The sequence below is a fragment of the Bradyrhizobium sp. genome (assembly GCF_030697065.1).
Classification (GTDB): Bacteria; Pseudomonadota; Alphaproteobacteria; order Rhizobiales; family Xanthobacteraceae; genus Bradyrhizobium.
This window is the reverse complement of the sequence record NZ_JAUYQU010000237.1, coordinates 1-13,218: the sequence shown is the minus strand read 5'-3', so window position 1 is coordinate 13,218 and position 13,218 is coordinate 1. Positions and strand designations below refer to the sequence as shown.

General features: G+C 65.0%; 9 protein-coding genes and 1 pseudogene. 5 read left to right on the top strand and 5 right to left on the bottom strand.

Features of this window, described 5'->3' with window-relative positions; translation table 11 throughout:
• From Q8R73_RS18790 to Q8R73_RS18780, 3 genes are all read left to right on the top strand, one after another.
• A partial coding sequence (locus tag Q8R73_RS18790; RefSeq protein ID WP_305721050.1) for a protein-disulfide reductase DsbD occupies nt 1-907 on the top strand: 907 nt, incomplete at its 5' end.
• Complete coding sequence (locus Q8R73_RS18785; RefSeq protein WP_305721049.1) at nt 904-1,539, top strand: DsbA family protein; 636 nt, start codon at nt 904-906, stop codon at nt 1,537-1,539. The genes Q8R73_RS18790 and Q8R73_RS18785, both read left to right, overlap by 4 nt.
• A gap of 269 nt (nt 1,540-1,808) precedes the next feature.
• Nucleotides 1,809-4,469 (top strand): EAL domain-containing protein, encoded by a 2,661-nt coding sequence (locus Q8R73_RS18780; protein ID WP_305721051.1) that lies wholly within the window; start codon nt 1,809-1,811, stop codon nt 4,467-4,469.
• Nucleotides 4,470-4,734: 265 nt separating this feature from the next.
• On the opposite strand, the gene Q8R73_RS18775 is transcribed toward Q8R73_RS18780, so the two are convergent.
• From Q8R73_RS18775 to Q8R73_RS18755, 5 genes are all read right to left on the bottom strand, one after another.
• Complete coding sequence (locus Q8R73_RS18775) at nt 4,735-5,781, bottom strand: trans-aconitate 2-methyltransferase (RefSeq protein ID WP_305721048.1); 1,047 nt, start codon at nt 5,779-5,781, stop codon at nt 4,735-4,737.
• Between the two features lie 238 nt (nt 5,782-6,019).
• Nucleotides 6,020-6,532 (bottom strand): peptidoglycan-binding domain-containing protein, encoded by a 513-nt coding sequence (locus Q8R73_RS18770; RefSeq protein ID WP_305721047.1) that lies wholly within the window; start codon nt 6,530-6,532, stop codon nt 6,020-6,022.
• Nucleotides 6,533-6,753: 221 nt separating this feature from the next.
• Nucleotides 6,754-8,640, bottom strand: coding sequence for a TRAP transporter permease (locus Q8R73_RS18765; RefSeq protein WP_305721046.1), 1,887 nt, complete (start codon nt 8,638-8,640; stop codon nt 6,754-6,756).
• Nucleotides 8,641-8,650: 10 nt separating this feature from the next.
• Nucleotides 8,651-9,601, bottom strand: a complete 951-nt coding sequence (locus Q8R73_RS18760) for a TAXI family TRAP transporter solute-binding subunit (protein WP_305721045.1) — start codon at nt 9,599-9,601, stop codon at nt 8,651-8,653.
• A gap of 339 nt (nt 9,602-9,940) precedes the next feature.
• On the bottom strand, nt 9,941-10,234 hold the full coding sequence (locus Q8R73_RS18755) for a hypothetical protein (RefSeq protein WP_305721044.1): 294 nt from the start codon (nt 10,232-10,234) through the stop codon (nt 9,941-9,943).
• 482 nt (nt 10,235-10,716) lie between these two features.
• Here Q8R73_RS18755 and Q8R73_RS18750 point away from each other — a divergent pair, with 482 nt between their 5' ends.
• Both Q8R73_RS18750 and Q8R73_RS18745 read left to right on the top strand, forming a co-directional pair.
• Nucleotides 10,717-12,519, top strand: a complete 1,803-nt coding sequence (locus tag Q8R73_RS18750) for an ABC transporter ATP-binding protein (RefSeq protein ID WP_305721043.1) — start codon at nt 10,717-10,719, stop codon at nt 12,517-12,519.
• A gap of 92 nt (nt 12,520-12,611) precedes the next feature.
• Nucleotides 12,612-13,218 (top strand): annotated as a pseudogene (locus Q8R73_RS18745) (ligase); the annotation flags it as partial.

The following is a 13,218-nucleotide window of genomic DNA, read 5'->3' as shown; positions in this document are numbered from 1 at the left end:
CGCGGTATCCTCGGGCTTACTCACCCGGGCGAGTGGCCTCGCGGGCGGCACGTCGGTCACATCGCATTTTCTAGGCGGCTTCGTGGCGACGCTGCTCGCAACTCCCTGCTCGGCGCCGCTGGTCGGGACCGCCGTGGGTTTCGCGCTGTCGCAGGGGACCGCCGAGATATTCGCGATTTTTGCAGCGCTCGGCGTCGGCATGGCGTCGCCTTACCTGGTCGTGGCGGCCTTTCCCGCGCTGGCCAGCGCTATCCCGCGGCCCGGGCCCTGGCTCGTCCATGTCAAACGATTCTTTGGCGTGGCGCTGTTGGCGACGGCGGGCTGGTTGTTGCTGGTGCTTAGCGAAGTGTCCGGGCCATTGCCCGCGGTCGCTCTGGCGGCTGCCTTGGCCCTGGGTTTCATCATCTTCGCTCTGTCGAAGGGAATCGTTGCCGGAAGAGTGGCGGTGGCGACTGCGACGATCGCGATCATCGTCGCCGCGCTTGCGGCTTTTGCTCCGTGGTCGCAAACGCAGGACCGGTCCCGGATAGCCTGGCGAACGTTCTCCGGTAGCGAACTGCGAACGTTGGTGGGCGCCGGGCGCACCGTGTTCGTCGACGTCACGGCTGATTGGTGCATCACCTGCAAGATCAACAAGGCTCTCGTCATCGACAGGCAGGAGGTTGCGGGAAGGCTCTCTGCGGATGTCGTGCCGATGCGGGCCGACTGGACCAGGCCGGACGACGAAATCGCGGGCTTCATGCGTGAGCACGGGCGCTTCGGCATCCCGTTCAACATCGTGTTCGGCCCCTCGGCTCCCGGCGGCATCGCCCTTCCGGAAATTCTCTCGACCTCGGCCGTATCGGCAGCATTCAACCAGGCCACGGCAGCCTCGGACAGCCTCCAACAGAAACAGGTCACACCATGAAGAAATCCATCATCGTCTACGTTGCCGCACTGATGCTGTCGCTTGGAGCGGTCATCAGCTTTGTGCCGGGGGTACAGGGCGAGAGCGCCGACGCCTTCCGGGAAAGCGTGCTCCGTGACCCGGATGTTCCTTCGTTCGGAAATCCCGGGGGTGACATCACCATCGTCGAATATTTCGACTATCAGTGTCCCTACTGCAAGAAAGTTGCCCCCGTGCTGGTCAAGCTCGCCGGGGAGGACCCCAAGCTGCGCATCGTGATGAAGGACTGGCCGATCTTTGGCGGAGTCTCGCAATATGCAGCAAAGATGGTTCTCGCGGCCAAATACCAGAAAAAATATCACGAGGCGCACGCGGCCCTGATCGGAGCCAGCACTAAACTGAGCGAAAGCGTCGTTCAAAAACTGCTTGCAGAGGCCGGTGTCGATGTCGACCGCGCGACCAGCGACATGGAAACCCGCAAGCCGGAAATAGAGGCCTTGCTGGTCCGTAACAATGAGCAAGCCGAGGCATTCGGCTTTCAGGGGACGCCCGCGTTCATCATCGGCACGTTCAGGGTGCCCGGGGTGCTGGATGCCGCCGGCTTCAAACAGGCGATCGCCGATGCACGGATGGCCGCACGCAAGGAGAAATAGGCATTGCGGAAGTGCGTCCCGCAATTGTCGTCGGGACCGCTGCGCGCAGCCAAGACGTGTCAGGCATCAACGCGGAGGCGTCCGAGGTCACCTTGGGTTCACCTGGTGGTGTGCCGGTAACGGATCCTTAAGCATGATTTCCTTCCGCCTGGCGGAACCGGATCGAACAACCATTTCAACAACTCAAGGCCCCTACGCTTTTTGGCAAGATGGCCTCTCCCGCCGGGCTCGGGCGTCGACGGTTTGCAAGAGAGCGGCAGGGTTGAATGATGAGCAGACGCGATTTCCGCTCGGCCGAAACGCCGGATTTCCTGCTGGCCGCGCTCGAGCGGGCGAACGATGCCGTGGTGATCGTCGATGGCGATCTTCGGGTGAGCTATTTCAACGCGGCGGCCGAATGCATCTGGGGGCTGGATCGCGCGGAAGTGCTTGGTGGTCCCGTGAGCCGGCTGGGGCTCGGGGAACTGGCGCAGCATGATATTGCGGCGCCGGGCCCGGTTCGGGTGAGCGGCGATCACGCCATCGCGGCACCCGGCTCCGAGATCAGGATCGCGCGCAAGGACGGCAGCCGGCTTCATGCCGAGCTATCGCTGTCGTACGTCGAAATCGGGGGGCAGGCACGCACCGTCGCATTCGTCCGGGACATCACCACGGAGATCGAACGGCGGGAGAGGGCGGCGCTGCTCCATGCCGTTGCCGACAGGACCAATCGCGCGGTGGTCGTCACCGATCACGAACTGCGGATCATCTATATCAACGCCGCGTTTACGGCCCTGTTCGGGTACTCGCTCGAGGAAGCGCTGGGGCGGCGGGCGAATGAACTGATGGTGGGCCGCCATACCGATCGCAGGACGCTGACACGGTTGCGACACTGGATCGGCGAGGAAGGCGGCGGCGAGGAGGAAATTCTCGCCTATGACAAGCATGGCGACGAGATCTGGATATCGGCCAACGTCAAGGCGTTCCGCGACGGACGCGGGCGGATCATGCAGATGTTCGCTCTTCTGAGCGATATCGGCGAGTCCAGGCAGTTGAAGTCGCTGCAACAGTTGATCCTGCGCGCGCTGGCCGATGAAGTCCCCATTGCCGATATCGCCGACCGGCTTTGCCGGCGGGTCGAGGAAATCGCGCCCGACGTGGTTTGCTCGCTGCTGCATATCGACGCCGGCGGCCTGCTTCATCCGCTTGGCGGTCCCAGCCTTCCCCAGGACTATTTCCGGGGGCTGGACGGCGTCGCGACAGGTCCGGATGTCGGCTCGTGCGGATCGGCGGCATTTTGCGGTGAGCCGACGCTGGCAATGGATATCGACACCGATCCGCGCTGGCGCCTGTTCAAGACCCGGCCGATCGAAGCCGGCTTGCGTGCCTGCTGGTCGACGCCGATCAAGGGCAGGGACGGCCGCGTGATCGGAACCTTCGCCTTCTATTTCAGGGAAAGTCGCGCGCCAAGCCGCTGGCATCAGCGCATTGTCGATGCCTGTGTGCATCTCGGCGCGCTGGCGATCGAGCGCCAGGAAGCACGGACCCAGATTGCGCGGCTCGCCTATTACGATGCGTTGACCGGCCTGCCGAACCGAGCGCGCCTTCGCGACTCGATCTCGGAGGCGATAGCGGCCTGTTCCGCCGGAAAGCACGTTGCGCTGGCGTTCCTCGACGTCGATAATTTCAAGGACGTCAACGATACCCTCGGACACTCGGCCGGCGATGAATTGCTGGTCGAGTTTGCCAAACGCCTGCGCGCGCAGATTCAACCGGGCGACATGCTGGGGCGTCTGGGCGGCGACGAATTCGTGATCGTGCTGCCGAACCGTGACGCGGCTGAAGCCTCGAGGGTCGCGTCGCGCATCACCGAAGCTCTGCTTATGCCGCTGCGGATCGGCAACAGGCAGGTGTCGATGTCCGCCAGCATGGGCATCAGCATCTATCCCGACAACGCGACCGAGATCGATACGCTGATACAGCAGGCCGACGCGGCGATGTACAAGGCCAAGCGGGCCGGCCGTTCCACCTATCGCTTCTTCAGCGCCGACATGGACCAACTCGCCAGTCAGCGGCTGGCCCACAGCGCGGCACTGCGCGGCGCGATCGCAAGCGATGCGCTGAGGCTGTACTATCAGCCGCAGATCCGGACCAGCGATGGCGCCATTCATGGCGTGGAGGCGCTGGCGCGCTGGAACGACCCGGTGCTCGGCGAGGTCCCGCCTTCGAAGTTCATTCCGCTGGCCGAAGAGTGCGGATTGATCGAGCAGATCGGCCTGTGGGCGCTGCGCGAGGCCTGCCGGCAAATGTCGGAGTGGCGCCTTGCAGGGCTGGATATTCCCTGCGTGGCCGTCAATCTGTCGCCCATCAGCTTTCAGAACCCGAACCTGGCATCGGTGGTCGCCGGGGTCCTCGCCGATCATGGTCTGCCGCCGGCAGCCCTCGTGCTGGAGATTACCGAAAGCCTGTTCCTGAACGAGCGCTCGGTGGCAATCGATACGATGAACGCGCTGCGCGAGTTCGGAGTCGGGCTGTCACTGGACGATTTCGGCACCGGTTATTCGAGCCTCAGCCGGCTGGCGCATCTGCCGATTCGCGAGTTGAAGATCGACCGCAGTTTCATGCGGGATGTCGAGAGCGACCCAGGCGCGCGGGCGATCGTTACCGCCGTGCTGCGCGTCGGCCAGAGCCTGCAACTCACCGTCGTCGCCGAAGGAATCGAGACCGCCGGGCAGCGAGACTGGCTGACGGCGCTCGGATGCGACGTGATTCAGGGCTTCCTCTATGCCCCGGCGCTGTCGCCGCCCGCGTTCGGGCGCTGGCTGCTGGAGTACAGCGCCAGCCGCGCGAGTGCGATGCTGCGAATTGTCGGCAGATCGCTGCCCCGTCCTCTGGCCGAACCGCCGGCCGGGGCTTTACCGCGCGCTTCCTCCACCAAGGGGCTCGGTTAGCGCCCCCGATCCTGTTCGATGACCTGCGGCCCGGCCATGGAGCAAGCGGAAATACGCCGTGCGCTGACGCAGGCGGCGCGCAAAGTGGCGGTTTATCCGGGACCACAATGCGTTGCGGATCCGCGTCCAGCGGGCGCGCAGGCCAGCGAGGAACAGCAGCGATCCGGTGCGCAATGTATCGGCATTGCAATGAACAAAATGAATCATCATGGCATCAACATCAATGAGGGGGCCGGCTCTCCCCAGCCGGCCCCGGGTGTTGGGGTTAAACGCGCGCTTCGAGAACCATGTTGAACGGGGTTGCCGTGGCCTTTCGCACCCGGCCGAAACCTCCCTGCCGGATCACCTCGCTCAACCGCTTCTCGCCGGCCTGGGCGCCCAGCGCCGCGCCGACGTCCTGGTTGAGCGATGTCGGCACGCAGATGTTGGTGGACGAGGCATAGAAGATCCGTCCGACCGGATTGAGGTTGTCCTCCAGCCGGTCACCGGCCATCGGCTCCACCAGCATCAGCGTGCCGTCGGCGTTCAGGCTGTCGCGGATATGAGCGACCGCGCCGACGGGGTCGCCCATGTCGTGAAGCGCGTCGAAAATGGTGACGAGGTCGTAGCCGGAGCCCTTGAAATCCTGCGCCCGCGCGGTCTCGAAGCTCACATTGCGCAGGCCGTTGGCGTGGCTCCTCGCCTGCGTGACCGAGGCTTCGTGAAAGTCGATGCCGACGAACTCCGAGTTCGGAAACGCCTCGGCCATCAGCAGGGTGGATACGCCATGGCCGCAACCGACGTCCGCCACCCGCGCGCCGCGTTCGAGCTTGGCAACCACGCCGTCGAGCGCCGGCAGCCATTCCGCGACCAGGTGCGCCTTGTAGCCCGGCCGGAAAAAGCGTGCGACGCCGCAGAACAGGCAGTTGCAGTACTCGCCCCAGCCGACGCCCTTGCCGGTCTTGAACGCTTCGGTGAGCCGCGGCTCGTCGCAATAGATCGCGCTCAGGGGATAGAAACCACCGGCCATGTGCACCGGGCTGTCCTCGACCGCGAATACCGCCGCCTGCTCGGGGCTCATCGAGAAGGTGCCGGTCGCGGCGTTATAGCTGACGAAGCCCGACGCCGCCTGCGACGACAGCCATTCGCGCACATAGCGCTCATGCGTGCCGGTCTTTTCGGCAAGCGCGGCCGACGTCATGTCGCCGGTCGCCAGCGCGCGAAACAGCCCGAGCTTGTCGCCGATGATCACCAGCGCGGCATTGGATGCCGCGCCGAGTTCGTTCACGACGGTCCCGAGCAATTGCTCCAGCTTTTGATTATCGATCATCATAATTCTCAACCTTCTCCAAACGGCTTGTTGCGGTAATTGCCCGCGACCGTGGGATAAGGCCGAGTATCGAAACGCGTGAGTGCCAGAATGGCCGCTTTCGCGCCATTTGAGCCAACGCGAACGTCATCGCCGTGGAAAAGCACCCGTGCGGAACGATCGATCGTTCAATTCGGCGTGTCGAGTGTGTGAAGTCTGGTGATGGCGCGGTCCGTACGCCAACTCGCGCGCCTGAATGCGGTTAGCGCCGGCCGAACACGCCGCCGACCACGCCACCCACGACGCCGCCGATCACGGCGATCGGGCCGCCGGCGTTGCGGTGATGGCGGGCATTGCCGCGGCGACGGGCCGGCCGGGCCTCGCTGGCCTTGTCGCTGACGCTGGCCTGCGCCGACGAGGCGGACTCGGTCAACAACGCCTGATGCTGCGCCGCGTTGAGGAAGCCGGTCGCGGGATAGTCGCGCGTTGCCTGCCAGCGCAGGATGACGGCGCGGGTCTTTTCGTCGAACCTGCCGTTGACCTTGGTGTCGAAGCCGAGGCGGGTGAGCCGGCGCTGCACGTCGCGACGCTTTCGCTTGTCGAGGCCGATCCGGGCCTCGGTTTGCCGGGTTGCCTCGTCGGTGAACGTGGCCGGATCGGCGGAAGCCGTGACGGCGCGGGGGGTCAGCGTTGGACCGGCAATGGCGGCATCCTGGCCGACGGGAGCGCCGAGGAGAATAGCCATGACCGACAATGCGAGGATTCCGACACGCATGCCCATTCTTCCCTGATCTGGTGTCTTGGTGATGTGATGTCCGTTGAGCAACATTTTTAGCGATTATTGGTTCCACGGCCCGCGGCTCTTATTGCGCCGCAACTCCCGGCGCTGCCGGCGCGAGCGAACTCAGGCGGCATACATGCGAAGCACGCCGTAGAGCACGGTGCCGATGACGAGCGCGGCTGCGATCAGCGTCAGCGCTGCGGATTGCGCGCGGGTCATGCGCCCGCTTCCCGCGCCAGGGTGGATTGCGGCACCCACAATTTCTGCAATAGCAGGACGACGACGAGCAGGCCGATGCCGATGACATCGGTGACGGCGTTGGGATCGATCAGCAGCAAAGCGGCGGCAAGGAACAACCCGCGCTCGAACCATGTGGCTCGGCGCAGGAAGTAGCCTTCGAGACTGGCCGCCAGCGCGATCACGCCGACCGTGCCGGTCGCCACCGCGCCGAGGATATCGGGCCATGGCCCCTGGAACAGCAGCGCGGGGTTGTAGATGAAGAAGAACGGCACGATGAATCCGGCGGCGGCGAACTTCAGCGCCTGGACGCCCGAGCCCCACAGCCCGGCTCCGGCGATCGACGCGGCGGCATACACCGCCAGTGCCACCGGCGGCGTCACCGCCGACAGGCACGCGAAGTAGAATGCGAACATGTGCGCTGCCATCGGGTCGACTCCGAGCTTGATGATCGCGGGCACCAGCAGCGCCGCCTGCATGATGTAGGCGGGAGTGGTCGGCATGCCCATGCCGAGGATGATGCCGGCGACCATGGTGATGAGCAGTGCGGGCAGCACCGAGCCATAGGTGAAGTCGATGAGAAACGCCGTAAACCGCAGCGCCAGTCCGGTCTGCAGCACGATGCCGATGACGATTCCGGCGGACGCGCAGGCCATCGCGACCGGCACGGTATGCAGCGCGCCGTCGCGAAGACCTTCGAGGCACGCGCGCCAGCCGAGCCCCGTGGCAGGACGCAGCCACGAGATGCCGACCAGCGCCGCCGTGGCGATGATCGCGCCATAAGTCGGCGTGAAGCCGTACAGCAGCAGCGTCAGCAGCACGATGACAGGCAGGAACAGATGGCCCTGGCGCACCATGATGTAGCCGAGGATGGGCAGTTCCTCGCGCGGAATGCCCTTGAGCCCGGAGCGCACGGCGTTGAAGTGGATCGCGGCGAACAGCGCGCCGTAGTAGAAGAATGCGGGGATCGCCGCGGCGACCATCACCTGGGTGTAGCTGACGCCCTGGAACTCGGCCATCACGAAGGCGGCCGCGCCCATGATCGGCGGCATGATCTGGCCGCCGGTGGAAGCCACCGCCTCGATGGCGGCGGCCGCCTCGGGCTTGAAGCCGGTTTTCTTCATCATCGGAATCGTCAGCCAGCCGTCGACCATGACGTTGGCGACCGCGGAGCCGGAGATGGTGCCGAACAGGCTGGAGGAGACCACGGCCACCTTTCCGGGGCCGCCGCGCGCGCCGCCGGCGATCGCGTTGGCGAAGTTCATGAAGAACTGGCCCGCTCCGGATCGTTCGAGAAAGGTGCCGAAGATGATGAAGAGAATGACGTAGGTGGCGGCCACCGACATCGGCACCCCGAAAATGCCCTCGGTGGTGAACCAGGTCTGGTCGACCGCGAGTTCGAGCGTGAGGCCCCTGTGGTAAGTCCAGCCGTACAGCCAGGGGCCGGCGAACCCGTAGACCAGGAATACGATCGCCACGATCGGCAGCGCCGCCCCGATCGTGCGCCGCGTCGCCTCCAGCACCAGAAGGGTGCCCGTGATTCCCACCGCCATGTCCATCGGGCTCAGCGCGTCGGCAGTCGGGAAACGGTTCACGACGTAGTCGTAGTTCACGAACATGTAGCCGATGCAGGCGAGCGAAAGACCTGCCAGAGCGAGATCCCCCCACGGAATGCGATCGGGGCTCGCGCCCTTGCGGCGAGGCCACAGCAGGAACGACAGCACCAGGCTGAACGCCAGCGTGATATAGAGCAGGGCCTGCTGATCGGCAGCGTAGACCGTCAGCCGGGCATAGACGTGATAGACGGACATGACGACCGCTACCACGCCGACGACCAGGCCTGCGTATCCGGCGAGCTTTCGCACTGCGCCGGCTCTACTTCTTGAGCAATCCCGCTTCGCGGTAGTACTTCTCGGCGCCGGGGTGGAGGGGCATGCCGAAGTTTTGCGCCATGTCGGCGCCCGTCACGCCCTTCATGATGCTGGTGACGCTGCCGAACTCCTCGCGGCCTTCGATGATCGCCTTGGTGATCTTGTAGATCACGTCGGGCGACGTTTTGGAGGATGCGATCAGCACGGTGGGCGACTGGAAGGTCTGCACCGCCTCGGTGACGCCCTGTTCCTTGTAAAGACCTGCCTTGAGCGTGTACGGCACGAAGCCCGGATTGAGCTTTTGCAGCGCGGCGATCTCCTCGTCGGTGACGCCGAGCACCCGCACCGGCATCGCCGAGCCGAGGTCCATGATGAACGACGCCGGCACGACCGTGAACCATCCGACCGCCATTGCCTGCCGGTTCTTCACCGCCTCGGCATTGGACGTGATCGGTCCGTAGCTCTTGGCGCCGAGATCGTTCAGCGTCATGCCGTTGACCTTGAGCAGATACTCCCACCCGGCCGCCAGGCTGGTGTTGCCGCGTGTCGGCAGCGCCACCGGTTGCCCCTTCAGATCCTTGACGCTCTTGATGTCGCTGTTGGCGGGAACCACCAGCTGCCAGACGTTGGGGTAGAAGTTGGCGACGAACAGGCCCTTGTCGGTCTGCTTGCCGGCGAACTGACCTTCGCCCTTCTGCGCATCGGACATCACGGTCGTCATCGACCAGCCGAGATCGGCCTTGTCGTTGCGGATCTTCTCCATGTTGACGAGGGCGGCGCCAGGCTCGACCTGGACGTTCAACTCGGGATATCGCTTGTTGACGACCTGCGACGCCGCCGCCGCCATCGGAGTCCAACTGCCGCCGGTCGGACCGGCGCTGAAGATGACGTCGGTTTTCTGCTGGGCATGGGCGGCGCCTGCGGCGGTAACGGCCATTGCTGCGGCAGCGGCCAAGCGCACTGCGCGTCGTGGAACACGGATATGGACGGACATCGTCAAACCTCCCCTTTGGCGTTTCAACTCCCTTTGGCGCGGTTGTTTCTTGAAAGCAGTTTGTTGGGGACGCGTGTCCGCGCATTCGAGGCGGACTTCGGTAACCCGTGGCATGCGGAATTCAGTATCCGTCCTGCTGTCGGGAAAGCTACCTGCTCGTCGCGGCGACTGTCAACGAAGCATCCGCAACGACGCATCCGCAACCTGTCTGCGTGCACTGCAACTCGCGCTGTCGCCGAAGGTCTCAAGCAAACGGATTTCAGCAATGTCCGCAGTCGCTGAAGTCGAACGGTCTGCTGCCTACTCCACGACCGCGCACAGATATTTTTTCGGGATCCTGCGGTCGGCGGTGTAGCGATAATAGGACCGGTAGGCGTAACCCTCATGCAGCGCGGGGACCTCAGGGTAGAAAGCGCCATGATAGAAATTATGGGCGGGGCCGGCGCTGCAACGGTACGGATACCAGCCAACCCTGCCGGGCGAAGCCACGCCGTATTCGTGGGGAATGACCGGAACCAGGACCGGTCCGCGCTCACCGGCCTGCGCCGCAGGCGCAGCCATCGCGGCGACAGCGGCGACGATGATCAAAGCCATTACGTTTCTCATGGGCAGGCCTCGCGGGTCCGGCTGCGGGTTGAGCGCGGGATTGTCGCCTCCGGGTTGCATGTTGTCGAGTCGTAGACGGCGGTGTCCTGTTCGGGTCTCATGATCCTGTTGGTGTCTCGGAAGAAGCCTGCGGGGCTGCTTCGGGAGCCGGGACATCGATTGCGATCACGCACTCGTCATGTTGCCAAAACTCCGCGACGCATTTATAAGCGGCGCATCATGGCTCGAACCGGGGAGATTTGCATGAAATCGATGTATTCGCAGATCGCGTCCTCGCGTCCGAAGCCTTTTGTGGATGCCCGCGCGGCCCATTGAGGGCCATCTCCGCCAGCATCGACCGGGCCTGATTGCCCGGTCCCGCTAACTTCCCAGTCCGTATCGATTTTTTTTCAACGACGCGCGCGCATCGTCCGATGCTGCCGCGCGTCAAAAATGGAGCCGGTCCGCGCCGAGCGCAGCCGGATGATGCCATGACCGCACGATCCAAACCGCGTCCCACCGCCATCCGCGTGGTGATTCCGTTCGTGTTCCGCCACTGGCTCGCGCAGCCGGTGCGGGCGACGATCGTGGCCGGCGGCCTGCTGGGCGCGACCGTCGCCGACCTGTTCATGCCGCTGTTCTCCGGATATCTGGTCGATGCCCTGACCAGGGGCGCCGCCGATCCGGCCGCGCAGCGCGCGGCGTGGACCGCCTTTGCCGCGATCGTCGCGCTCGGACTGATTTCGATGATTCTGCGCCTGGTCGGGCTGCACGCGATCGTGCCGTTCACGCTCAGGATCATGTCCGACGTGTCGCGCGACGCCTTCATGCGGGTGCAGCGCTTCTCGACCGACTGGCACGCCAACAGCTTTGCCGGCTCGACCGTGCGCAAGGTCACCCGCGGCATGTGGGCGCTCGATCTGTTGAACGACACCATCCTGATGGCGCTGCTGCCGTCGCTGGCCGTCCTGGTCGGATCGATGATCCTGCTCGGGCTGCACTGGACCTCGCTCGGCGCCGTGATCGCGGTCGGCGCGGTGGTCTATGTGTCGATGACGGTCTGGTTCTCGACCAGCTATATCGCGCCGGCCGCGCGCGTCTCCAATGCCTGGGACACCAGGGTCGGCGGCACGCTGGCCGATGCCCTGACCTGCAACGCGGTGGTGAAATCCTTCGGCGCCGAGGCACGCGAGGATTCCAGGCTGGCGCGCGTCGTCGCGCGCTGGCGCCGGCGCGTGCGCCGGACCTGGCTGCGCTACAACTATACCTCGACGGCGCAGCTCGCGGTGCTGCTGTGCCTGCGCGGCTCGGTGATCGGCGGCGCGCTGTTGCTGTGGATCGCCGGCCGGGCGACGCCGGGTGACGTCACCTATGTGCTGACCAGCTACTACATCATCCATGCCTATCTGCGCGATGTCGGAATGCACATCAACAATCTGCAGCGTTCGGTCAACGACATGGAGGAACTCGTCGCCATCCATGACGAGCCGATCGGCATCGCCGACGCCGCGGATGCGAAAGCCATCGACATCCAGGGCGGGCGCATCGCGTTCGACGACGTGACCTTCCATTACGGCGGCCACCGCGAACCGCTGTATGACGGCCTGTCGGTCGACATCCGCGCCGGCGAACGCGTCGGGCTGGTCGGCCGCTCCGGCTCCGGCAAGACCACGTTCGTCAAGCTGATACAGCGGCTCTACGACGTTTCCGGCGGACGCATCCTGATCGATGGCCAGGATATCGCGCTGGCGACGCAGCACTCGCTGCGCAGCCAGATCGCCATCGTGCAGCAGGACCCGATCCTGTTTCACCGGACGCTGGCCGAGAACATCGCCTATGGCCGGCCTGGCGCCAGCATGGCGGCGATCGAGCAGGCGGCGCGGCTCGCCAACGCCCACGCGTTCATCCTGCGGCTGCCCAAAGGCTACGGCACGCTGGTCGGCGAGCGTGGCGTCAAGCTATCGGGTGGCGAGCGGCAGCGGGTGGCGCTGGCGCGCGCCTTTCTCGCCGACGCGCCGGTGCTGATTCTCGACGAGGCGACGTCGAGCCTGGATTCCGAATCCGAGGCGCTGATCCAGCAGGCGATGGAACGGCTGATGAAGGGCCGCACCTCGATCGTGATCGCGCACCGGCTGTCGACGGTACGCGGCCTCGACCGCATCCTGGTGTTCGACCGCGGCGCGATCGTCGAGCAGGGCACCCATGCCGCGCTGGCCAATCGCCCGGGCGGAATCTATCGCGGCCTGTTCGAACGGCAGGCGACCGGGTTCGACCGCATTTCGGCGGCGGAATGACCTCCTTGAATGACGCCCTCCAATTTGCGGGCACCTCCCTGGCCGCGTAAACTGCACATCGGTGTGCCGTCGCGTGGCGCAGGGGAGCAGGGATGACTGGAGCCATACGACGAAAGCCCGGCGCCTCCTGGCTTTCGGTGATCTGGTCCGCGCGGCACGACCAGGCTGCGCGGATCTTCAATATCGATCTGCTGACGGTGCTGATCGCGATCCTGCTGCCGTGGTCGACCACCGGCGTCGCGATCGCGGCGGTGCTCTGGCTGGTCGCGCTGATCCCGACCGTCGAGCCGCGCGCCTTGTGGCGGTCGCTGCTGCGGCCGATCTCGGCGCTGCCGATCGCGATGTTTGCGCTGGCGCTCTTGGGAACCCTGTGGTCGGACGCATCATGGAGCGCCCGGCTCGATGCGGTCAGCCCGACCGCCAAACTGCTGGTGCTGCCGCTGCTGCTCTATCATTTCCAGCGCTCGCCACGCGGCGTCTGGGTTTTCGTGGCCTTCCTCGCCTCCTGTACCCTGTTGATGCTCGGTTCCTGGCTCGTCGCCTACGTGCCGAACCTTTCGCTCAAGCTTCATCTCTCGCAGGGACTCCATGCTCCCGCAACGGGGATTGTCGTCAAGAACTACATCGCCCAAAGCCATGACTTCGCGCTATGCGCGGTGGCGCTGGCCTATCCGGTCATGATGGCGCTGCGAGCCGGCA

Coding starts and splice junctions, on each gene's coding strand:
- Q8R73_RS18785 (WP_305721049.1), top strand. CDS start 904: ATGAAGAAATCCATCATCGTCTACGTTGCCGCACTGATGCTGTCGCTT.
- Q8R73_RS18780 (WP_305721051.1), top strand. CDS start 1,809: ATGAGCAGACGCGATTTCCGCTCGGCCGAAACGCCGGATTTCCTGCTG.
- Q8R73_RS18775 (WP_305721048.1), bottom strand. CDS start 5,781: ATGATGATCGATAATCAAAAGCTGGAGCAATTGCTCGGGACCGTCGTG.
- Q8R73_RS18770 (WP_305721047.1), bottom strand. CDS start 6,532: ATGCGTGTCGGAATCCTCGCATTGTCGGTCATGGCTATTCTCCTCGGC.
- Q8R73_RS18755 (WP_305721044.1), bottom strand. CDS start 10,234: ATGGCTTTGATCATCGTCGCCGCTGTCGCCGCGATGGCTGCGCCTGCG.
- Q8R73_RS18750 (WP_305721043.1), top strand. CDS start 10,717: ATGACCGCACGATCCAAACCGCGTCCCACCGCCATCCGCGTGGTGATT.